This is a genomic window from Wolbachia endosymbiont of Armadillidium arcangelii, from assembly GCF_040207875.1.
In the GTDB taxonomy this organism is placed as follows: Bacteria; Pseudomonadota; Alphaproteobacteria; order Rickettsiales; family Anaplasmataceae; genus Wolbachia.
The window spans coordinates 1,549,163-1,571,893 of record NZ_CP157942.1; the positions used below are offsets into that span (position 1 = coordinate 1,549,163).

At 34.5% G+C, this 22,731-nt stretch carries 18 protein-coding genes; 14 read left to right on the top strand and 4 right to left on the bottom strand.

The annotated features are described in order from the left end of the window. Positions 1-106 precede the first annotated feature (106 nt). Positions 107-814, top strand: coding sequence for a pyridoxine 5'-phosphate synthase (locus ABLO99_RS07855; RefSeq protein ID WP_349967548.1), 708 nt, complete (start codon positions 107-109; stop codon positions 812-814). Here the strand turns inward: ABLO99_RS07855 and ABLO99_RS07860 are convergent. The 3 genes from ABLO99_RS07860 to rplM form a co-directional block, all read right to left on the bottom strand. Then, positions 807-1,118 carry an HU family DNA-binding protein gene (locus ABLO99_RS07860; RefSeq protein WP_349967549.1) on the bottom strand — a complete coding sequence of 104 codons (312 nt, stop codon included), beginning with the start codon at positions 1,116-1,118 and terminating at the stop codon, positions 807-809. The genes ABLO99_RS07855 and ABLO99_RS07860 overlap by 8 nt on opposite strands. 145 nt (positions 1,119-1,263) lie before the next feature. Then, entirely contained in the window at positions 1,264-1,719 is a 456-nt protein-coding gene (rpsI, locus tag ABLO99_RS07865; RefSeq protein ID WP_349967551.1) for a 30S ribosomal protein S9, read from the bottom strand. A gap of 10 nt (positions 1,720-1,729) precedes the next feature. After that, positions 1,730-2,188: a 50S ribosomal protein L13 gene (gene rplM, locus ABLO99_RS07870; protein ID WP_349967553.1), complete on the bottom strand. Its 459-nt coding sequence runs from the start codon at positions 2,186-2,188 to the stop codon at positions 1,730-1,732. 164 nt (positions 2,189-2,352) lie between these two features. Here rplM and ABLO99_RS07875 point away from each other — a divergent pair, with 164 nt between their 5' ends. The 6 genes from ABLO99_RS07875 (at position 2,353) to ABLO99_RS07900 (ending at position 5,921) form a co-directional block, all read left to right on the top strand. Next, entirely contained in the window at positions 2,353-3,588 is a 1,236-nt protein-coding gene (locus ABLO99_RS07875; protein WP_349968523.1) for a TolC family protein, read from the top strand. A 19-nt stretch (positions 3,589-3,607) separates the two neighbouring features. Beyond that, positions 3,608-4,165, top strand: coding sequence for a DUF2497 domain-containing protein (locus ABLO99_RS07880; RefSeq protein WP_349967555.1), 558 nt, complete (start codon positions 3,608-3,610; stop codon positions 4,163-4,165). Positions 4,166-4,241: 76 nt separating this feature from the next. Next, positions 4,242-4,820 carry an RlmE family RNA methyltransferase gene (locus tag ABLO99_RS07885; RefSeq protein ID WP_349967556.1) on the top strand — a complete coding sequence of 193 codons (579 nt, stop codon included), beginning with the start codon at positions 4,242-4,244 and terminating at the stop codon, positions 4,818-4,820. A gap of 185 nt (positions 4,821-5,005) precedes the next feature. Continuing rightward, the gene (locus ABLO99_RS07890; RefSeq protein WP_349967557.1) at positions 5,006-5,155 is read left to right on the top strand and encodes a hypothetical protein; all 150 of its coding nucleotides are present in this window, start codon (positions 5,006-5,008) and stop codon (positions 5,153-5,155) included. 38 nt (positions 5,156-5,193) lie between these two features. Next, positions 5,194-5,823, top strand: coding sequence for an ankyrin repeat domain-containing protein (locus tag ABLO99_RS07895; protein ID WP_349967558.1), 630 nt, complete (start codon positions 5,194-5,196; stop codon positions 5,821-5,823). Then, positions 5,790-5,921: a hypothetical protein gene (locus tag ABLO99_RS07900; protein WP_349967560.1), complete on the top strand. Its 132-nt coding sequence runs from the start codon at positions 5,790-5,792 to the stop codon at positions 5,919-5,921. The genes ABLO99_RS07895 and ABLO99_RS07900 overlap by 34 nt, the downstream gene beginning before the upstream one ends. 593 nt (positions 5,922-6,514) lie before the next feature. Here the strand turns inward: ABLO99_RS07900 and ABLO99_RS07905 are convergent. Beyond that, a complete protein-coding gene (locus tag ABLO99_RS07905) occupies positions 6,515-8,092 on the bottom strand; it encodes a lysine--tRNA ligase (protein WP_349967563.1) in 1,578 nt (525 codons plus the stop codon). A gap of 64 nt (positions 8,093-8,156) precedes the next feature. On the opposite strand from ABLO99_RS07905, the gene ABLO99_RS07910 reads away from it, so the two are divergent. The 7 genes from ABLO99_RS07910 to ABLO99_RS07940 all read left to right on the top strand — a co-directional run bounded on the left by ABLO99_RS07910 (position 8,157) and on the right by ABLO99_RS07940 (position 22,638). Next, a complete protein-coding gene (locus tag ABLO99_RS07910; RefSeq protein ID WP_047759806.1) occupies positions 8,157-8,453 on the top strand; it encodes a type IV secretion system protein VirB3 in 297 nt (98 codons plus the stop codon). Positions 8,454-8,462: 9 nt separating this feature from the next. After that, the gene (locus ABLO99_RS07915) at positions 8,463-10,868 is read left to right on the top strand and encodes a VirB4 family type IV secretion/conjugal transfer ATPase (protein ID WP_349968524.1); all 2,406 of its coding nucleotides are present in this window, start codon (positions 8,463-8,465) and stop codon (positions 10,866-10,868) included. After that, positions 10,861-13,350 (top strand): type IV secretion system protein, encoded by a 2,490-nt coding sequence (locus ABLO99_RS07920; RefSeq protein ID WP_349967565.1) that lies wholly within the window; start codon positions 10,861-10,863, stop codon positions 13,348-13,350. The genes ABLO99_RS07915 and ABLO99_RS07920 overlap by 8 nt, the downstream gene beginning before the upstream one ends. Positions 13,351-13,367: 17 nt before the next feature. Further along, positions 13,368-15,779 carry a type IV secretion system protein gene (locus tag ABLO99_RS07925; RefSeq protein WP_349967567.1) on the top strand — a complete coding sequence of 804 codons (2,412 nt, stop codon included), beginning with the start codon at positions 13,368-13,370 and terminating at the stop codon, positions 15,777-15,779. Beyond that, complete coding sequence (locus ABLO99_RS07930; RefSeq protein WP_349967569.1) at positions 15,776-18,706, top strand: type IV secretion system protein; 2,931 nt, start codon at positions 15,776-15,778, stop codon at positions 18,704-18,706. Before ABLO99_RS07925 ends, ABLO99_RS07930 begins: the two co-directional genes overlap by 4 nt. A 91-nt stretch (positions 18,707-18,797) precedes the next feature. Next, positions 18,798-22,019, top strand: coding sequence for a type IV secretion system protein (locus ABLO99_RS07935; protein ID WP_349967571.1), 3,222 nt, complete (start codon positions 18,798-18,800; stop codon positions 22,017-22,019). Continuing rightward, on the top strand, positions 22,009-22,638 hold the full coding sequence (locus ABLO99_RS07940) for a hypothetical protein (RefSeq protein ID WP_047759864.1): 630 nt from the start codon (positions 22,009-22,011) through the stop codon (positions 22,636-22,638). The genes ABLO99_RS07935 and ABLO99_RS07940 overlap by 11 nt, the downstream gene beginning before the upstream one ends. Positions 22,639-22,731 lie beyond the last annotated feature (93 nt).

The window sequence follows — 22,731 nt, forward strand, 5'->3', positions numbered from 1 at the left end:
TGGCAGAGTTTGTTAGTAGCTCCGTCTCCCAGCTATGGCATTAAACAATGACTATGCAGAAGACCTAATGATACGTATAATCTATAAATAATTTTTGAGATGAATTGTGAAATTAGGTGTTAATATCGATCACGTTGCAACACTTCGCAACGCGCGTGGCACTTTTTATCCAGATCCGCTAAAAGCAGCAACAATAGCTATTGATGCTGGAGCAGATTTTATCACCGTGCACTTAAGAGAGGATAGAAGGCATATTAGAGATGAAGACGTATTTACCCTAAAAAAAACTATAAGCACCGAGCTAAATCTTGAAATCGCAGCCACGGAAGAAATGCTCAAAATAGCAAAAAAAGTAAAACCCTATTCGATTTGTATAGTACCAGAAAAAAGAGAAGAACTAACAACTGAAGGTGGCCTAGATATCTTTAACATATATAGCAAACTTTCTAGTATAATAGAGGAAATGCATAGCTCTGACATAAAAGTTTCACTGTTTATCGATCCAAATATTGATCAACTAAAATATCTTGAAAAGTTAAAGATGAAACCTGATATAATAGAAATTCATACAGGAAATTACTGCAATAATCCATCAGAGAAAAAGCTACAGTTAATTATCAATGCTACAGAATACATTAACAAGCTAGGAATAGAATGCCACGCAGGACACGGCATAACTTATAAACACGCTAAAAGAATAAAAGAAATACCTCACATCTCAGCTCTTAATATAGGCCATTCTTTAATCAGTGAGGCTATATTTTATGGCTTACACAGTGTAATCAAAAGGATGAAAATGACAATATCTAAATAGCAGGTACTTTTTTCTTGTGCCTTACAATACTTAAAAAAGTTTTGCTTGGTTTAAATTTTATCCTTGTTTTTTCAGGAACAGTCATAATCTTCCCATTTTGAGGATTACGGCATTGTCTCTCCTGACTTATAACAGTAGAGAGTGTACCTATTCCATGTAGACGTATTTCACCTTTACAGTTTATCTCATTCTTGATTATTCCCATGAACGTGTCATACAACTTATTCGAATCAGATTGTGTTATACATATACCCTGATTAGCACAACCTTCTTTTAGTTGTTTTGTTATATCTTCTTTACTCATAAACTACCTTAATATTGAAAAATCACATAAACAGCATATTATGCTAATATCAATAGTCAACTAAATTTATTACAAAAATAGAAGACATCATAAACTTTACACAAATATTTGTACAATATTTACAAAAAACACCACTATAAAATCACTATCTCTTAGAAAATTGACATTTTTTCCGAGCTTTATGTTGACCATATTTCTTACGCTCAACAACACGTGAATCTCTAGTTAAAAACCCACCGTTACGTAATATAGAGTGTAAATCTTGACTTATACTACTTAAAGCTTTGCTTATTCCATGAGCTAAGGCACCTGCTTGGCCAGATAGCCCTCCACCTTTTACAGTTGCAAACACATCATATTCACCTAACATAGAAGTTACTATAAATGGTGCTTTAATCATTTGGCACGCCGCTTCTCTTTTAAAATAAGAAATTAGATCGCCTTTTTTGTTAACACTAAATTTTCCACTTCCCGGCTTTATCCATACTCTTGCTACAGATTCTTTTCTTCGGCCTGTAGCATATAAACGACCAAGCGAATCAACTGCTGATTTAATTGTCTTTTCTGACCAATCATTGTTATTTATTATAGAACTCTTCATTTTTACTCCATTACTTTTTATTTTTACGATTCAAAGAGGCAAAATCTATCTTTTCAGGTTGCTGTCCTTGATGCTTATGCTCTGAACCAGAATAAACATACAAATTTTCAAAGCGTCTACGTGCCATAGGCCCATCATCAAGCATCCTTTTCACTGCCATTTTTATTACACGCTCAGGAAATTTGCCACTTAAAATATTATCTGGAGTAGTTTTCTTCAAACCACCAGAATAACCTGTATGCTTATAGTAAATTTTATCTTTAAGCTTCTTCCCGGTGAAATACACCTTTTCCGCATTAACAATGATTATATTGTCACCACAGTCCATATGAGGTGTATACTCAGGCTTATGCTTCCCGCGTAACAGCATTGCTATAAACGCTGCGAGCCTACCTACCACTAACCCTTCTGCATCTATAATAAACCACTTTTTATTGATTTGTTTCTCTTTCAAGAAAAAAGTTTTCATGTCTTAATCTTATATACACAATAGTAAGTTACTATATATTAAATTTCTCAATAGTGTCAACAACATTGGTTATTGATTACTAAATTAGTTATTGATTACTAAATTAGTTATTGATTACTCAAGTAATTTATGTTAGTAACTTAAATACCATGTTAGAAAGTAAAATGTTTCGATTGATTATTATATTTGCAATCGCTTTTAGTGCTATAAGTTGCCATGCAATCGATCTGGAAGAGGCTATAAGTAAAGCTATCAAAAACAGCTCAAAAATAAAGTCTCAGTTTTACCAATATAAAAGTGCTGAAAAACAACTAAAATCTTCTGGATTAGCTGGTTTTTTACCTGACATTAATTTACAGTACAATTTTGATAGTAATTTTAATCTTTATAATCAATCTAATTTACCTGGAAAACGCCTGATATTAAGCCAAAGGATAATAGATGGTGGGGGCACTTTTGCTACATTCAACCGATCAAGTCATCTTCTTAAAGCAGCAAAAATGAGATTTCAACAGTCGAAGCAAGAAGTAGCACTCAGCGCTGTGAAAGCATATGTTAATGTTTTACAAAAGGCAGAAATATTAAAACTCAGAGAACATAAAGAACGCGTTTCTTTGGAACATTTGTCAGCTATGAAAAAACGCTTTTCTCTTGGAGAGGTAACCAATGCTGAAGTTTCGTTAGCAAAAGCAAAATTTTCGTCTTCTATATCCGAAAGAGTTGATGCTGAAGGTAAATTAAAGTTGGCAAATATTGCTTATTATCATTTGATTGGCGAAGATGCTGATGACCTTTCTGAAGCTAATGATAAACTACCTTCTATCCCAGAGCTAAATGAATGTTTACAGTTAGCAAAAACCAATAATTTATCTCTAAAAGCAGCAGTTTATCAAAAAAGAGCAGCCGGAATGGAAGTGATTGCTGAAAGCTCCAAGTGGCTTCCTTCTTTAAATCTAAGCGCAAGCAAAAATTTTGGGGAGGATGGTATGAAGGTAGACAAGCTATTAGAAAATGTTCATGTAGTTTTTACTCTTGATGTTCCAATCTTTAAAAGAGGAGTTAATGTTTTTGGTGTCAGTAAAGCTAAAATGGATGCAAAAAAATCTACCTACGATTATTATGAAACGGTAAAAAATATAGAACAAGCAGTTGTAAATGCTTGGAATAATGTGCTGACAGCAAAAGCCATTATTAAAGCAAGTCAAGAAGCGGAAAAAGCAGCAGCTCTAGCATTGGAAGGAGTTGAGCAAGAGGTAAACTTAAGTTTAAAGAGTACATCTGACCTTTTGGACACTGAAGATGCATTATTTAAAGCACGTTCAGACTTAGTTGAAGCAAAAAGCAATTATGTGATTAGTGTTTATAATTTGCTTTTTATAATAAATAGTATAAACCTCTAAATTTAATGGTATTAGCACTATGCATGATGAACAAGGTAATCAATCTGTAAAAGATATTCTAGAAGATATAAAAAAAGCTATATCGGGTAAAAACGCAAAAGCAGAAATAAAAGATGAAAGTGATGATGTGTTATACCTTGAGGAAGAGTATCCAGAAGACATGGAAGAAGATGGCAAAAAAGAAAATAGTGAAAAAGAGGACATTGATAATGATGACCAAAGTGAGGAAATGGCTTGCAAAAACAACCAATTTAATGGCCATAGCTACAACTCAGAAGAAAAAAATTTGTACGATAATATCCAAATGAGTAATAACAAAGCGAGTAATAGCGGCTTACAAGCGCAAAATAATGATCATCTAGTTTTAAAAGAGAATATGAAGGAGATCAAAGCGCTGCTTGGAAAAATGCAAAACGAATTGCAGCATAAACAACAAAGAAAAGCGAACCTTACTGTTGAAGAATTAGTTACATCTCTTTTAAAACCTCAGCTCTCAGAATGGCTAAATAAATATCTACATGCACTGGTAAAAGAAGTAGTTGAAAAAGAGCTCAAAGATATAATCAATAATAAGTAGGATATTAGCAATAAAAACTAGAGTAAAGACGGCTAGAGGCAGAAAACTATCTTCAACAAGGTGGCTACATCGTCATTTGAATGATCAGTATGTGCGAAAAACTAGCAAGGATGGTTATAGGTCACGCTCAGCATACAAGCTAGTAGAAATAGATAATAAATTTAAATTATTCCAAGAAGGGCAAAAAATTATTGATCTTGGTGCTTCTCCTGGTGGATGGTCACAAGTTGCATCTAAGAAAGGAGCAGATGTGGTTGCTGTTGACATAAAACCAATAAATTCAATTAGTGGAGTAGAGTGTATACAGTGTGATATTATCAACGAACTTGAAATTTTAAGAGAAAAATTCAAGGATCACAAATTTGATGTAATTTTATCTGATATGGCACCCGAATCTTGCGGTTTAAAATCGTTAGATCATATCAGAATTATGCTTTTATGCGAGGCAGCGCTCAATTTTGTAAAGCATTTCTTGAATCATGATGGTAAGTTCGTAGTAAAAATTTTTCAAGGAGAATCTGATAAAAATTTCTGCAATGAGCTAAAAAAAATGTTCAAAACAGTAAGATACTTCAAACCAAAGTCAAGTAGATCTGAATCTACAGAAATGTATTTGGTAAGTTTAGGCTTTATTGATGGCAACTCTTCTGTATAGCAGATACTTACAGAAACGTTGACGAATCTTATCCTATTAAACTGAAGATTAATAACGCTCGCACAAAAGCCCCTTTTTCTTGTTTGAGTGTTTGTGATAGTTAGGTATAATTACTGAATTTTTGATTTTATTACTTAAATATATAATAATTAAAGTATATTATTATTTTTATAGGAGAGTTTGATATGTATTTAGCATTGTTGGAACAGATATTAAGTATAGTAAATCGTGAAAATGATTTGAATGGTAATAACATAGTTGAAAAAATAAAAGAGCAACTAAAAAAAGAGACCCATCTACTTATGAAGAATGGGGGAAGGAAAATTTTGATATAAATCGTCGATTTAATACTGGTGATAAAGGATTAACACTATTGTATGTAGCATTTCTAAATAATCAAAAAAATGTAGTAAACGCTCTATTAGCAGTAAAAGGAATAAATGTTAATTTACAAGATGTATTTGAACAAACTCCTTTGAATTTTGCTATTAAAATAGGTAAGGAAAAGATAGTAAACGCTCTATTAGCAGTACAAAACATAGATGTTAGTTTGCGAGATGAAAAGGAAAGAACTCCTTTATATCTTGCTGCTGAGAAAGGCAAAACGGAGATAGTAAAAGCTCTATTAGATAAGAGGCCTAATTGTATTGATCTTCCAAATGAACATGGACGAACTTCTTTGTATATTGCTGCTAAAGAAAACCATAACAAGGTAGTAAGAGCTCTATTAAAAGAAGGTGCTGATCCTTTCTTAGATGATTGTGAAGGCAAGAATCTAGCAGAAATGGTTACTGAAGAAGCAATTATAAAAGCAGTAGTCTTGGGTGTTGGTATATTTATTATTACATCTATTGTAGCTGCTATAGTAGTTACTTCTGCATATTTTATTGGTGTGTCATTATCAGTAGGTGCTATGGCTGGTATAGCTGTGGCTGCTGCTGTACTTACTGGACTTGTTGCGTGGGTATTATGTATGAAGTGTCTAAGCCTTGTAATGAGCTAAAGGACGCTATTGCACAAGCAATGCTAAAACCTGGTAATGAGCTAAATGAAGTTCATGCACAACCAGGAGTTTCTTCAGAGTTAGTTATAACAGCGTAGTTAAGTAGAAGGAAGAAGTCTCTTCTTCCTTTTCTCCAAGTTTTTATTTAGCGAGGTATCTAGATACTAGAATACCTTATTTAACACCAAAACAGAATTAAGGTTTAAACATTCTAGATGCTAGCTGTATGAACATTCATTTTGAAGACAGCAAATGGTGTCATCCCAGCGCCCTCTTTTTTGTTATTCCAGTACTGGGATCCAGAAGACTGACCAGGTAATAAGAACTGGTCACGCGCTGGCTCTCTAAAATTACTTTAGCTATAAATATTAAGAAATTTACTAAATAAAAAAAGACAAAAGAACCCCCGTATAGCGAGTTTTGACCCTATAATAATTTAAATTGGCGTTGTAATAATGTGCTAACGCTTATTTAAAGCGCGTTTTGGCTGAATGTAGAAAAAATAAAAAAGACATGCAGCCGCTATAATTTTATGTAATTTGCCAATAAATATCTGAGTTTTTTACTGAATTTTGTCATTGAGACCGCGCGGATCGAAAACAAGGATAAATACTCTTGTTGATATAATAAGGAAAGTGGGAAAGTTTGTCAAGTAGTAAAACTAGAGGGCTCAAATGAAAGAAGGTAAACTCTAAAGTGTACGTTCAGTAGCACTTTCTATAAGAGAGATTGTATTATCTATTCCATAAAGCTTTATAAAAGATCCCATTCTTGGACCGGTTTTTTGTCCAAGTAGTGTTTCATACAAAAACTGAAACCAATCACGTAAGTTATTGTAATTGTGTTTTTTTCCGATGGAAAAAATCTGAGATTGAATCTCTTCGGCAGTAGCGATTATAGATAGAGAATGCAGGGTATTCTTTAAATCTAGTAACGCTTCTTTCTCTTTTTCATTTGGAGTCTTATACGCTTTTGTTGGTTTGATAAAGTCGTGATAATACCTAACTGCAAAGTCTGAAAGCCTATCGAGCATTTTGTTATTTTTCGGTGTAACGTCCGATGCATAAGTCGATATAAAACCCCAAAGAATCTCTTTATTTTCAGCATTACAGGCTGCTGCTAGGTTTAAAAGCAATGAGAAGTTTATACCCGAAGTTTCGATATTAGGAACGTTACCCTGGTGAATGTGCCATACAGAACTGTTTACATCCTTTTCTTCACTCTTATTGTAACGCTTAACAAACTCCAAATATTCATCAGTTGATTTTGGTATCACACTAAAATGTAAACGTTTAGCTTTTTTAGGACTCTGAAAGATGTATAACGCTAAACCCTCTGTGGGCGCATAAGTTAGCCATTCCTCGATCGAAATACCATTTCCTTTTGATTTTGATATCTTCTTTCCTTCTTTATCAAGAAATAACTCATAGCAAAACAAAAGCGGTGGATTTTCTCCAAGTATTTTACATATTTGACTTGAAAGCACAGCAGATGGAGTCAAATCCTTTCCATGAGCTTCGTAATTGACTCCAAATGCGGCCCATCTCATTCCCCAATCTGGTTTCCATTGCAATTTGCATCTTCCCTTTGTCACTGGAATTTCTATTTTTTCTCCATTTGCATCTTCGTATGTGATTGTTCCTTTATCTGTATTTCTTTCAATTACTGGAACTTGTAGAACTTGAGAAGTTTTTGGGCATATCGGTAAGAATGGACTATAGGTTTGCTGTCTTTCTTCTCGGAATGACGGAAGCATTATCTCCATTACTCTGTCGTAATTTTTCAGCAAGAGTAAGAGCTTTTCATCGTAAACACCAGATCTATAACACTCTGTAGCACTTCTAAATTCATATTCAAAATCAAATAAATCAAGGAATTTACACAGCAATGAATTCATATGATGACCGTAACTTTCATGAGTACCAAATGGGTCTGGTATCATAGTCAATGGCTTATTTAAATATTCCCTTAGCATCTCCTGATTTGGTACATTATCTGGTATTTTTCGCAAACCATCCATATCGTCGGAAACTGCAATGATTTTGGTTTTTATACCAGGAGCTATTTTTTTTAGGGCATTTGCAACAACTGTAGTACGAAAAACTTCCCCAAAAGTACCAATATGCGGCAAACCTGAAGGCCCATATCCAGTCTCAAATATTATCTCTTTTTTATTAGGAAATTCTTGTAGTATTTTTTCTGCTTCTTGAAATGGCCAGCTTGTAGTCATTGAATTTAAATTAATTATCTTACCTAAAGTGCTATTCATTTCAATGGATTTTTAATTAATGATGTAGTATTAGTGTTAAAGCTATTATTAGAAGGTTAAAGATATGTCTACAGGTAGTATACAAACGGATCAATTATTTAAAGGTCTTACAAGACCTGCAATGCTTTTTGGTGTGAGTTATATGTTTGCAATATTAAACGTTCTAATTTGCATGCTAATTTTCATTAATACAAATGATCTTAGAGTAATTCTCCTGATGTTACCAGGGATACATGGACTTGGCTATATAGCTTCTGCAAAGGAACCGTTGTTTATTGAGTTATTTATGGTAAAATTGGGAAAATGCTCCAAATGTTTAAATCGTTTTTATCATGGAGCTAATACTTATGATATTACTTGAAGTAGTGTGATGCTGAGATTTAGAGCTATTCAATCGAAGAATAAATCTACTCTAAGCAGGGAGGTTCACGCTGCTGAATTTATACCTTATTCTTGCTATTGGAATAGTACGACCCTAATAACAAAGCAGAATTGGTTGGTTAAGTTTATCAAATTAAGTGGCTTTGCGTTTGAAACAGCCGATGATGAAGATTTGGTAATACAGAACAACATCAGAAATCAGATGCTAAGAAGCATTTCATCTCCAGCATTTAGTTTGTACTTTCATACCATTAGGCGTAAGAAAAATATCTTTTCTGACGAATTTGCAAGTCAGAATTTGCCAAATTTTTTTGCTAATCATGTAAATCTAAAATGGAGAGAAAAACACGCAACGAGGCGATCTTTTATTAATGACCTATACATTACGATTATTCGTAGAGCAGACACAAAAGGAGTAGAGTTTTTATCACATTTATTAAAGAAATTCGGGCATGTAACTTCAAAACATGCTTGGGAAAGTGATATGTGTGCTACCTATGAAGATCTAGAGGAAACGACCAATCGTATAGTGACAAGCCTTAGGAATTATTCGCCTAAAATTCTTGAAGTGAAAGAAACTCCAAACGGCCTATTTTGTGAAATAATGGAGTTTCTATCTAGAATTGTAAATTGTGGATTTGTTACAAACACGCTCTTTCCACTAAAAACTGAAATATCAAGATACTTACCAGTACATAGGTTATTTTTTGGTCGTAAGATGATACAGGTTGTGACTCATAATGAGAGTAAATACGCTGGAATAGTTAGTATCAAGGAATATGGAAATAATACCTCTGCAGGGATGCTCGATTCTTTTTTGCAACTTCCTTATGAATTTATCATCACACAATCTTTTCAATTTACAAATAGGCAAATGGCAATTGCAAAAATGCAGATACAGCAAAATCGGATGATACAATCTGCAGATAAAGCTATTTCTCAAATAGCAGAAATTTCTCATGCGCTTGATGATGCAATGAGTGGTAAGATTGCGTTTGGTGAACATCACTTAACTATCCTATGTATAGAGAAAAGCCCTAAATCATTAGATAATGCTTTGTCGTTGGTAGAATCAGAGCTTTCTAATTGTGGTATTTATCCTGTTCGTGAGAGAGTTAACCTTGAACCAGCATTTTGGGCGCAAATTCCTGGTAATTTTGATTATATAGTAAGAAAAGGTACGATAAGTAGTCTTAATTTGGCTGGCTTTGCATCTCAGCATAATTATCCTACTGGTAAAAAATTCAATAACCACTGGGGAGATGCTGTTACAGTTTTTGACACAACATCTGGCACACCATTTTTCTTCAGCTTTCATATAAGAGATGTTGGACATACTATGATAATTGGGCCAACTGGTGCTGGTAAGACTGTTTTAATGAATTTCTTATGTGCTCAAACGATAAAATTTTCTCCAAGAATATTCTTTTTTGATAAAGATCGTGGTGCAGAGATTTTTTTGAGAGCACTTGGCGGCATCTACACTATAATAGAACCAAGAACTAAAACAAATTTTAATCCTCTACAACTTGACGATACTCCTGATAATAGAACATTTTTAATGGAATGGATAAAATCCTTAATCTCGGTGTACAACGATAAATTCTCTTCAGGAGACATTGCTATAATTAATGATGCAATCGAGGGAAATTTTAAATTAGAAAAAGAAAAAAGAGTCTTGAGAAGTTTCGTACCTTTTTTGGGAGATAAAGGCCCTGATACTTTAGCTGGAGCAATATCTATGTGGCATGACAATGGCTCTCACGCTGCAATATTTGACAATAAAGAAGATTTGCTAGATTTTTCAAAAGCAAGGGTGTTTGGCTTTGAAATGGCTAGCTTGCTCAAGGATCCTGTTGCTCTTGGACCAGTCTTGATTTATTTATTTCATAGGATTAGTATATCTCTTGATGGCACTCGATCTATTATTGTTCTTGATGAAGCATGGGCGTTAATAGATAATCCAGTTTTTGCACCTAAGATAAAGGACTGGTTGAAAGTGCTGAGAAAGTTAAATGCTTTTGTGATTTTTGCTACTCAGAGTGTTGAAGATGCGAGTAAAAGTGCTATTAGTGATACGCTTGTACAGCAGACAGCAACACAAATTTTTTTGCCAAATCTGAAAGCTACTAGTGTCTACCGAGATGTTTTTATGTTAACTGAACGTGAATACATACTGATCAAACACACAGATCCAAGTACTAGATTCTTTTTGGTAAAGCAGGGGGTTAATGCTGTAGTAGCTAGAATAGATCTAAAAGATTTGGATGATGTGATCAACGTATTATCTGGACGTGCAGAAAGTGTTCTACTGTTACATGATATACTAAAAGAGGTCGGAGATAATCCAAAAGTATGGTTGCCTGTGTTTTATCAAAGGGTGAAAAATGTTTAAAACTAAACTTTCATTGCTATTAATTGCGATATTTTTATTAAATATAGATTTTCTACTTTCATATCCAGTATTTGCAGATGGAGTAAGTGGTACTGACAAGACAGAATTTGTTAGTAGATTTCATTCCACTGGCAGTTTTAGTCGTGCCTCTAATCCTGATTGTGGAGCGTTTAAAACAGTTGCAGCACTTGCTGGAATAGCGATTGCTGTTGGCGCAATATTTACTGGCATTGTTTTAATCGTCTCTTCTGCTGGTTTGTTTACCGCTCTTGTTATTGTTGGAATGATAGCTGCAGTTGTTGGAGTCTGGAAGGCGGTAGGGGGACTTATTGTTTGTCAGCATAGTTTTGTTAGGCATCCAGTTGCACGTGATCATGATGGAAAGTATAAAAATTTCAAACTAAAAGACACAGATTATAGTAATGACACAGATAAAAATTATCAAACAGAAGACGAATATTTTTCTGAATTACAGAAAAGGTCAGGAAAAGATGGAAAACAAACAGAAAAAGAGATTTTAGACTCTACTAATTGGAATGTTGTTGATGTCAACAAGGAAAACTATTACTGGCCAAAAAATGGCGTGCAATATAGTGAATACATAGAAGTGTGTCATCGCAATCCTTTAACTTTTGGTAATCTTTTTGGAGAAATAAAATTTGATGTCAGGGAGAAAGACACTGGATATGAAAGTGGGTCATGGTCTCCGAAGGTTGATGGCGATCTAGAGTGTAAAGTGCTTAAAGCTGGACAGAGCGAAGACATACATGGGTCAACATTCAGGGCAGTAAGAAAAATGGGCAGGTTATGCGTGGAATTGGCTGAAGTTAGAGCAGCTGGAACTCCTTGGCCGCAAGGAATTGATATAGGGTGCACGGAATTGCCACCTGATCCACTTGCTCCTATGTGTGAAAAATCTATGATGATTTTCAAAGATAAGACTAGTAGTATTCCTGACAAGCCGATAGAAATTGATCCCAATAAAGATCATAAAACTATTATAAGAAATAAGGAAAAAGAAGGAAAAATTTTTATAGGTTACGACAATAAAGGCTGTTTTAGCTCGTATATCTCTGAAGCTTGCTATAATCAAGCAGGAAGTAAATCATTATCTCCTATTCCCATAACTTCTATGATAGTGCAATGCATTAAGGAATCGTTAGACAATTTAGTGGCAGGTATCGATTCAAGTGGTGAGCTACTGAAAGACAAGAATGGGAATAAAAAAGGCAGTTTCTTATCTGTGGCACAAAAAAAGCTAAAAAACACCGTAACTGCTGTTCTAGTTTTGGCTTTAATACTGTTCTCTATAAAAGCCATGTCAGGTGGTGTTCGCAGTCCACAAGAAATGTACACGTTGATCATTAAATTCGCTTTGGTGATTTATTTCACAACAGGTAGCACCATGTCTCATTATTACGGAGAATTGACAAGACTTTCAAATGGTTTATCAGAAATAGTGCTTAAAGCGTCATCTGAGAGTCAAGGTATATGTAATTACAATGCAGGTACAGATTATGAATATGCTCTTCATACAGGAAAGAAGGTATCTTACAGTTATCTTGCACCTTGGGATAGGTTTGATTGCAGGATTTTATTTTATTTAGGAGCACCTTTTGATGGAATTGGTGGCAAAATTGGTACTGGGGGTGTTGTAGCGTTAGCAGTCTTGCTTGGCGCTGCTCCTGTCTTGTTAGTAGCAGGTTCAATAATAGGTATTATTTTTGCTGGTGGGCAAATTTTAGTAGCTCTTGTCTGTATATTCATGGCCATTTTAATGATGATGGTTATTTTGTGGATGTGTTATGTATTTATCTTATCTTTAGTTGCTCTTAGTGTAATTATCATTTTATCGCCTTTATTCATTCCTATGGTTTTATTTCAACATACTAAGGGATATTTTGATGGTTGGGTAAAAGAATTAATTACCTACAGTTTATACCCTGTTATCCTTTTTGCATTTTTATCTTTTATGTTCATAGCATGTGATAAAATCTTTTATAGAGGTTTAAATTTTGAGGAAGAGCAAGTTGAAATATTAGGCAAGAAAACATATTGGTTTAAGTTGGAAAAAGGAGGATGTACTAACAATCCAAATACTTTAGCGTGCATGCTACAAGAATACAAATGGGAGAAAAGCATGCTGCTTGGTCTGGTTGATTTTGCGTATATTGAATTTAGTAACTCTGTACTTGGAGAGTTACTGAAGTTATGTTTAGTGCTATTTTTATTTTACCATTTTTTAAACGTTCTTCCCGGTATGGCTGCTGAGCTTGCTGGTAACCATAGAGCAGCACTAGGTTCAGGCAATACGCCTGCGCAAATGGTGAATAAAGCTTTATCTGCTGCCAAAGCTGCTGCTGGTGGTGTTGGTCAAGTTGCCGCTGCAGCTGTAAACAAGGCAAGAGGATCTGTTGGAGGAGGTGGAGATGCTAATAAGGGATCCTCCTCTAGTGAAACTATAAAATCAGGTGGAGAGTGAGCGCAGGTGAGTAACAGATGTTTGAGCGTTTGAGCAACCAAAACTTGGGTAAGCTATGCATAAGTTTTGTGGTACTCTTTTTATTATCTGGGTGCGGGGAACATCACTGTATTAAGCCAGAAGATTTATCAGGCTTGCGTGAGAAACTAGATGTAGTGTCAACAGAGCAGAAGTGGGTTGATTCTGGTGTCTATATCTCAGGTGGTGTAAAAGTAACAGAGATTAGCATAGTGCCCAGCAAGGTTAATTTTTGTCCTAAGCGGTATAAAGATTTTGCAGTTCAACCTGGGAAAGACCCTATTGTTGTTACATTGCCATTTGCGCTTAAAGAAGGTGATTCGATAAGTTTTAGTGTTATTGGCAGTAAAATGTGTAAAAATGATAATGGCACGGTTACCTATAAAAAAATTGACGAGAGTTGTGGTGAAGGGGAGAAGGAGTATTTTGCACATGTTTTAAATCAAGAGAATTGTCAAGGTGAAATATGTCCTAATAAGTACATTATAGGTGATCCACAGTGGTTGAATGGAAAAGAGTATTGGAGTTCCGATTCTTCAGAGTCAGGTCAAGATGAAGAGAAAATTAAAGAGATTATCAACTTTGTAAAACAACAAGGAAAAAATATAGACTGTAGCGGGCTTTCAGACAACCAGGTGAGCAAAGTAGATACATATATTCTCAATCTAGCGTGTGGATGTATATGCAAGTTTTATAATTCTAACACTAAAAAAGATTGTGTGTATGTTGAATATAATACTACAGAACACGAATTGTTTAATTCTATTACTAGCGCTTTAAATAGTTCTGGTGGTAAATTCGCAGATGCTGAGATTATTGGTGATGTTTTAAAGAATGCAAAAGTCAAAACTTATGTTCCACACTTAAGAGTTAATATGGAGGGTGAAAAAAGTTTTGAATATTTGCAAAATGGTGGTACATATACTAATTATGACCACAAGGTAAGTAAAGACCACCCAGTACCAAAATTAACTTTCTGGTTGGGGGATAGTAATGGCAAGGGCGGCTACAACATAAGAGTAACAAGAATACCTAGTCCGAAAGATGACTTGTACATACGTGTTTCTGACACATTCCCTGAACATGGCCCTGACGAAACCCAGGGGGATATACCTGTTGATATTAACAGAGTTCATGATACTGAGTACATGGAAAGCTTAAAAGAAAAGCTAAAAGACAAAACAGGCAACATATATTACGGAATAAGAGACCATGGTTGCGATTACAAAAATGAAGGTCAGTTTAGCATTAACCTCACAACTAAAGAGTCACCTACGAAAACTTTTAGTGCGATATATAATTTTTTTGATGAAAAAGTAAAAACTGCATTTTTCGGCTCTAGCTACAAAGACACTAATGCGATTCACTCTGATACTAGCCCTGTAAAATCTCTTTATCAAAGTTTTGTAGCGTCAAATAGAACAAAGACCATCAGATCTACAATAGTGTCGTTATTAGTGTTATATATAGTTTTGTACACACTTTACTACTTTTTTGGGTTAACTCATATTTCTATATATGAGTTTTTAATTATATGCGTAAAGATAGGAATCATTACCCAGCTATTGCAGGATAACAGCTGGAACTTTTTTTATAACAACGCATTTTCTATGTTTGTTAACACTCCAAAACAGTTAATAGAAATAGCAAATTTCAGAGGTACAACGTCAAATGTTTTTGAATTTCTTGATTTACCACTCAATAGGTTTTTATCAGCACACTCAGTGTTATTAATAGTATCCCTTATATTCTCTGGTCCTTTGGGTATTGTATCATTTTGCTTGGTGATTTGGGGTTTAATAACAGTAATCTTATCCATTTTTAATGCCTTATTTTCTTTTATCACGTCTATAGCAATAGTTGCATTGTTGCTTTCCTTGGCACCTATTTTTATTATTTGTCTTCTATTTGGATATACCAGACAGATGTTTCACAATTGGATCAGAAATTTAGCAAGATTTGCAATTCATCCGGTAGTGCTTTTAATTTTTATATCATTAATAAGCCAGGTTATGGATTATATTGTGTATTCGGTCTTTAATTTTGAGGTCTGCCCTACATGTATACTTAATCTTAACTTAAGGATTTTTAATCCTTGTATTTTTTACGGTTATGCTTCCAAGTATGTACCTAATATCACCGCTATGATGGCTTTTGTTATTTTAGGACATGCTATGAAAGCTTTAGTTGCAGCATCTTCGACAATATCTGATTCGTTGTTTGGTGTTTATGTAGCAAGCGAACCAGGAAGGCAATATCAGCAAAGCTTAATGGGAGTAGTAGGTTTAGATGAGCAAAGCGCTCAAAGAAGAGCAGGTCAGCAATCTGGTACACCAAGTCGAAGACCTCAAATACCACAACCAGCCCAAAGATCAGTGCCTAAAATACCAACAAACACAGGAAATCAATGATGAGCAGAAGATCATTATTATTGATACTATATCTTGTAATTACTGGCTGCACGATGGATTGTGTTGAACCTGGTCTGCAGAGCAGAAATACTAGTGTCAGCGTAGATGTTCCAGTTTATAAAGCAGATGAAGGAGTTAAAATTCATTGGATTGACTCTGGTCAAGTAATTAGCCAGGATGAGAAAATCAAATTTACTCTCGGTGGATCAGCGAATTTCTGTCCTCTTAAAGAAGGTCAAAGTCCAAAGGGAGTACTTGTGCCTGCTGTATTTTGTACCGATGATTCAATACCAAATTACAGTAGCGAGTTAATTAATAATTCTGGTCTTAACGAGCAAGAAGTGTGTAGAGACACAGGGTTCGGAAACGGTCAATCATATAGTAAGAGACGTTATGTGGATACTGGAATCAAAGTAAACCCTGGTGATAAATTAAGGTTTAGCTTAGTTCCCAGAGAGATACCAATTGACTATGATAATCCAGAAGGAAAAGGTATCAGCTTTGATGACAATTGTTATAGAACTGAAAAAGAAGATGACAAAGACAGAGTTACAATAAAAGAAATGCTCAATGGAGGAACGTTCTTTTGTGGAGAAAGTGGTAAAAGGACTGCAGTAGAATTTCCACAGCTTAGTAAAGAAAGCATGAAGAAAAGAAAAGTATTAGTTGGTAACGGCTACACTCCATACGATAATAAGGTACACTTTAATAAGGATTATATTAAAAATGGAAGTCCATGGATGAATGGCGCATTGTTAGATTTACGACGAGCTAAAATAGGACTGGATAAATTATGTAGTGGGGAAAGATGTGATAATGAGGCAAATAAGTACAGTTCTTATGAGCTTAATTGTCACTATCAGAACATATGCTACAATAAAAAGGGTATATGGGGTTTTGGGATAGGTGCAGAAAGAAAACGAAATTGTGTTTCTTCTGTAAGACACAAAAAGTATGATAAAGGCAATAAGTGTGACATGTATTCTCACCTTAAAGGCATTGAGGATGAGCTAAAAAAGATTGAAGGAAATAAAGGAGATTCTAAGCAGATTGACATTAATTTAATATCAAACTCTAAATTAAACTTCAAAGAGAGCAGAGGAGATATTTCTTGGGCTGAGGCTCTTGTTGCAAAAATTGGCGATCTTGATGATCAGGATACTGCTCAAGCTATTCAATGTTTTCCAAAAAGGAAAGAAGCAAATGATGATCTGGTATGCTCAAAAATAAGTAATAATTTTAAGGATTTTTCCTTAAAATTAAATCATGACTATAAAGTAAATAAAGAGGTAGAACCTGGTAGTAATGTGATGCTTGCTATAGCAAGTAATGGCAACTACCAACTTCATAGAGGTGGATATCATGTTGAAGTGACTAGATCATGTAACTTCGATAGTGGTAAAAAACTGTATATGTACTTGGGTGATAATCCGCCAGGAGATCCATCTGCTATAAAGACTAATGATTTCAAAAAAGTAAAGAATTTGGATAAAATAACAGAGGATGATGTAAATTATTACATAATAGATGGAAGTCATTTGGGGAACGAAGAGTCTAAGAAAATATATTTTGGTGTTGATGTAAGTAACGTAGAGAGAGATGATATTACGGACAAAGACGGCAAATATTATGAAGATAACAAATATACAGTAAATTTATTTTTAAAAAGAAAAATAAACGATTTTATTTCATCAACTATAAACAAGATTTTTGATTTCATAACAGCAAGAGATGAAAATGGAATTAAAATTCCGTACGAAGGATATAGAAAGGGGCTTCTACAAGGAGTAAGAGCTTTACTTATTCTATACGTTATATTTACTGTTGTTGGCTATATGCTTGGAACAATACAGTTAAGTAAATTCGATTTTATTATAAGAGTGTTCAAGATAGCATTTATAGCTTTTGCTTTTAGCAATAGAAGTTGGGAATTCTTTGGTACAATTTTGTCTGGGCTCTTTGTGGATGGTAGCATTTATTTAGTTGATAGTTTTTCTGGCTATATAGGTGAAGGAGGTAAAAAATTTGCATTCTTAGATTTAACAGCGGGAGTATTATTTACAGGAGAAACATGGTTGAAGTTTTTATCGTTAATGCTCTCTGGTCCTTTTGGTTTTATCGCTTTTTTGATGATACTTAAAGCTACCTTTACGTTCTTAAAATGCATTATTAGTGCTACGTTCAAGTATGTGATATCTACTGTTTTAGTAGCATTTTTATTGTCATTAGCTCCTTTATTTATCATATTTATTCTATTTCAACAAACTAAGGGATTGTTTGATAATTGGATAAAAACGCTAGCTCATGTTTCATTGCAACCAGTCATTTTATTTTCATCTTTGTCTCTTTTAAACCAATTGATGTATTCAGTTTTATACAATCTCACAAATTTTTCTGCATGCTATCAATGTTTAATTAGCGTAAATTTTTTATCGTATGATCTGTGCCTTATGAAGTCAATATTACCTCTTGGTTATAGTCCTAGTACTAGTGTTGATGTTGCACTTAGTATTGGAGAAAAGGCTGGTGGGCACTTTGCAGCATTACCTATAGACCTAGTCCAGGCATTTATATATCTTATTATTGCCAGTGCAATGGAAGCTTTTGTTTCTGTATCAGAAACTATAGCTCAGGCACTGTTCAGCTCTGGTTATGGAGTTGCTCAAAGTGTTGGTCATGTTGCTAGGAGCGCATCACAAGCTATGCTGTCAACTGTTGGTCTTGATGATAAAACTCAAAATATGATACAGAACATCAAACAGGGAATGAGTAAAGATCGAACTGCGATAGAGTTGAAACAACTAGACAAGAAAGAGAAATCTAAAGGGAGTTCTGATAAAAAATCAAGCAGACCTGAAACACTAAGCCGGCCTGATCAGAAAGGGGAGTCTAATAGAATAAGAGAGAAAGAAAATGAAGATGGATGAGATATGAATGATATTATAGAGTAACTAATTAAAAAGATGTTTAAAGTATAAGGTTTTAGAGATTTATTCTGTATTTGGGAAAAGTTTAGCTATGCAATCACGCTTAGGCAGATGTTGGTTTAGGTTACTAATTTTGGTAATCTGTGTGCTGATCACAGGTTGTAGTAAGAATGACATGCCTTTTCCAAGATGTATATCTGCTGATTATTTTGGTCCTGAACCAGTTGCAGTTGGTGCTCATTTTTCAAAAGATCACGATGCTTTTATTCCTAAAGATCAGGAAGTTATAGATTCTGATATTGGCGAAATTAATTATGGTTTCCACCATAATCAGGTGGTTAAGTGGAAAGATACTGGATTAGAAACCAATGGAGATAGTTTAGTAGTAAGAGTAAATGGTGCATGGACATCTTGGAGTAATAATAACAAGAAAGAATCTAAAGGTAGTTATAGTTTACAAAGCTTGGAACAGCTAAAATATGTAACCAAATTTGAAGGCAAGCAAGGCGATAATAGTTTGCCTGACTTTCACTTAGTTTGTAATGATTACAAGCCTAATGCGCCACAGAAAATTTCAAGTGACTCTAATGCAAGTTGTACTGTAAATTGCAAATGTATTAGTGAAGATGATAGAGAAGAAAAACGTGGTGCTTCATGTTGGTTTACTAACGGTCATGGTGCTTACCTTCTATTCAGAAGAACTTTTACAGATCAGGATGGTAAGCAAACTATGGAACCAGATCCTAATCAAAGTCTGAAATCTATGCGTAATCCTCAATCTCTTACTGTACATCTAGGTTATAACTCTACAGCAGAAGGCGACAATGGACTTTTTACTTTAGATAGAGATAGCACTAAATTAAAAGACAGAAATTGTGACCCGGTGAAATTAGAAAAGGGATGGAAAATATATGTAAAGATATTAGACAGATATTATCTAGACAATGCAGGCGGCTACTCTTTTGAGTTTTTGGGAGGAGTGCAGCAGCCAAGTACCTTTGGATTTTTTGATTACGTTTATAACTATCTAAAATGTGTATTGTTGATTAACGAAAATTGCAAGGAACATTTTAAAATTGATGATCCTGCAGCTGCACAAACTATGTTCCAAAATATGGTTAAGAAAGGTACAAGCTTTCATAATTTTGTTCTTTCCTTGCTTGTTCTGTTTGTAGTGATTTCATCACTTCTCTATCTTTTTGGTATGATACAACAAGCTAAGCAAGATATGCTCATCAGAATGATGAAAATCACTCTAGTTGTAGCGCTTATATCTCCCGGAAGTTTTAAATTTTTCTATGATCATTTTCTTGTTTTATTTGTCAAAGGTCTTGAACAATTGATAAGCATAATTACTAATTTTGCTCCCAACATGAACACCGGAAGTAATTCAAACGTTGCTCAAGGAGATGAAGCTAAATTGTTCAGCTTCATGGAGGATATGTTCAATAAATTTTTTGCTTACTCTGTTTGGAAAAAGTTTACAGCATTTTTACATTATCAAATGTGGGCGAGTCTCCTTATGATACCGGCAATTTTTATAGGGATTGTCTTATATTTTCTACTCTGTATTTATGCCTACATAATATTCCTTTCTGGTTTTATGGGCATAGCTTTTCTTATAGCTATAATGCCGCTATTCCTGATCTCTATTTTATTTTCACCGCTGAAAAGTCTATTTGAGGGTTGGATAAAATTCTGTATTAGTTTCTGTTTGCAATCAATTATGATATTTACCCTGCTGTCATTACTTGCTGCAATGATAATGAATACCTTTTATAAACAGTTAGGTTTTACTGTATGCTATAATAAATGGCTTGAAATAAAGTTATGCGCTCCAAAATGGGTATTTGGTGGTTTTTGTATAATTGATAAAGAATACTTTGGCTGGACTCCAGGGCAAATTTTTGTACCTTATACTATCGGGGAGGCTTCTCCATTGAACGTAGATAAGAATATAGAAGGAATAGAAAAGCTAAGCAGAGAAGGTGGTGCAGTAAAGTTCACTGGTGGTGCTGGATATATTCCTCTGCCACCAGATTATGTTGAAAAAGGCTTTCGTTATATAGATTATCCTTTCTTTAATCCAATTCCTGGTACTAAGGGTAGTCCAGCAGATCATTATATTGCGGAAAGTGATATGGTAGTTAGCGCTGGTTGTAGTGAAAGTGAAAAAGATCTAGTGCGTCTAACAAATAGTTTATTACATGCATCAGAAAAGGCTGATATCTTATTGTTGATAGGTAGTATAGACAAGAAGATAGATGGTAAGATAAAGAGGCGTTATTGTCAGTCTCAACAACATGAAGAAGAATGCAAAAATTATGAGAAAATAATAGGCAACTACAAAAAGGGTATCATTCAACCAAATTCAAAAAGTGAAATAAAGTCTTTAGTACAAGGTGTAATTATGCAAAGTGCAAGCTGCCAATCAGAGGATTTTTATGATGTAAATCAAAACTATCAAGAAAATAGCGATTACCAAAGGGTGCGGGACATACAGAGAGGTTATTTAATCAATGCAGGAGAGATCTTTGTACTGTTCTTGCTTTCGTTTTTGATGTTTTCTTTGAAGGAGTTCGTACAACAGATGGGCTCAAGCATTGCTGGTGGTGGGTTTAGTGTTTATAGCATATCTAGTATGTATCAAGCATCACCTCTAGCTGGTATCACAGAGGGATTAAAGCAGAAGTGGCAGAACTTTGCTGGTGGAAAGTTAGAGTCTTTAGGCAGTTGGGCTACTCATGTACCAGACAGATTAGCTGGAGGTACAGCTAATTTGCTAGGTAGAATACCAGGAGTTGGAGGAGTGCTGAAATACGCTATTGATGTGCCACGTAAATTTGTAGGTGCTACTATTGAAGCAACGAAGTTTGCAACATCGCCTAAAAATGATGTTGACAAGCTTGAGGAAAAAATTTACAGGGCATTTGGAGTTGATAAAGAAGATATTGCACATAGAAGAATTGGTAAATACTTAGAATATTATAAAGGATATGTAGGATCACATTTAGGCTATACAGTAGAAGATGCTATGAAGTTTACTTGGGAGCATGGTCTTGACTCTATAGGAATTAACCCTGCTACGGGAGAAAAGGATGGTTATCAGCATAATTTGCTTTATAGAGCAAAAACGCATAGAAGGGAATTCTTGAAAAGGCTTCATGATTACACTATTGGCCGCAAGAGGGAACCAGAAAAAGACAAATCATTAAAAGAAAATAAGCCTAACCAACCAAGTGAAGTAGCACGAAAATTAGGTATAGAACCAAAAGGACCTGAGGATAATAACAAGGATGATAATGGCAAGTAATCATAACTTTAAAGGACTAAAATATTATGGTTTGCAGCAAGACGAAGATGGTAACATCAAGTTAAACGATTACGATGATGTTTTGAATGCACGCAGAGCAAGAGTAGATTTGTTATTGCATAACACTAAGCAAGATGATGTTAATCTTTCAAAGCTCAATAAAGCTCTGAGTGAGAGACTTATAGATGATAAAGGGCTATCGTCAGAATTTGACAAGGAAGATCAAGAAATTGCGCAAGAGGAGTTTAAGGTGTTTAACGTCTTAGACAATCTTAGTAGTCTTGCAGATATTAAAAGTGAAGATCTACTTGAGGTTAGTTTATTACTATCAGATCTTAGTTTTATAGAGAGAAATATTGTGTTGAATGCCGATCAGAGTTCTAATTTAATAGGGTTCAAAAATCTATTTATAGAAAGAAAAGCATCTGGTGAAGAATATAGTGATGAAGAATGTAAAAACTTCCTCGATAATATAGAGAAAATCAATACTATAATTAAGTTAGAGTTAGAAAGTAGAATTGAAGAGCTAAGTCATGATGAAAAAAACAATCATGATGATTTACAAGACGAGATTGCCCATGCAATCAGTATAGCAAATAAATCAAAGAAAAGAGATTGATCTTGCGTTTCTCCACAAGCAACTTTCTCTCTATTAGACTGCTAAAGCCATGTTGACATTAAATGTATATTATTAAATAATTAGTTGATTTGG

Excerpts from the sequence above, each read along its gene's own strand:
- ABLO99_RS07860 (WP_349967549.1), bottom strand. The coding sequence starts at position 1,118 with ATGAGTAAAGAAGATATAACAAAACAACTAAAAGAAGGTTGTGCTAAT.
- rpsI (WP_349967551.1), bottom strand. The coding sequence starts at position 1,719 with ATGAAGAGTTCTATAATAAATAACAATGATTGGTCAGAAAAGACAATT.
- rplM (WP_349967553.1), bottom strand. The coding sequence starts at position 2,188 with ATGAAAACTTTTTTCTTGAAAGAGAAACAAATCAATAAAAAGTGGTTT.
- ABLO99_RS07875 (WP_349968523.1), top strand. The coding sequence starts at position 2,353 with ATGTTTCGATTGATTATTATATTTGCAATCGCTTTTAGTGCTATAAGT.
- ABLO99_RS07880 (WP_349967555.1), top strand. The coding sequence starts at position 3,608 with ATGCATGATGAACAAGGTAATCAATCTGTAAAAGATATTCTAGAAGAT.
- ABLO99_RS07890 (WP_349967557.1), top strand. The coding sequence starts at position 5,006 with ATGTATTTAGCATTGTTGGAACAGATATTAAGTATAGTAAATCGTGAA.
- ABLO99_RS07900 (WP_349967560.1), top strand. The coding sequence starts at position 5,790 with ATGTATGAAGTGTCTAAGCCTTGTAATGAGCTAAAGGACGCTATTGCA.
- ABLO99_RS07905 (WP_349967563.1), bottom strand. The coding sequence starts at position 8,092 with ATGAATAGCACTTTAGGTAAGATAATTAATTTAAATTCAATGACTACA.
- ABLO99_RS07910 (WP_047759806.1), top strand. The coding sequence starts at position 8,157 with ATGTCTACAGGTAGTATACAAACGGATCAATTATTTAAAGGTCTTACA.
- ABLO99_RS07915 (WP_349968524.1), top strand. The coding sequence starts at position 8,463 with ATGCTGAGATTTAGAGCTATTCAATCGAAGAATAAATCTACTCTAAGC.
- ABLO99_RS07920 (WP_349967565.1), top strand. The coding sequence starts at position 10,861 with ATGTTTAAAACTAAACTTTCATTGCTATTAATTGCGATATTTTTATTA.
- ABLO99_RS07925 (WP_349967567.1), top strand. The coding sequence starts at position 13,368 with ATGTTTGAGCGTTTGAGCAACCAAAACTTGGGTAAGCTATGCATAAGT.
- ABLO99_RS07930 (WP_349967569.1), top strand. The coding sequence starts at position 15,776 with ATGATGAGCAGAAGATCATTATTATTGATACTATATCTTGTAATTACT.
- ABLO99_RS07935 (WP_349967571.1), top strand. The coding sequence starts at position 18,798 with ATGCAATCACGCTTAGGCAGATGTTGGTTTAGGTTACTAATTTTGGTA.
- ABLO99_RS07940 (WP_047759864.1), top strand. The coding sequence starts at position 22,009 with ATGGCAAGTAATCATAACTTTAAAGGACTAAAATATTATGGTTTGCAG.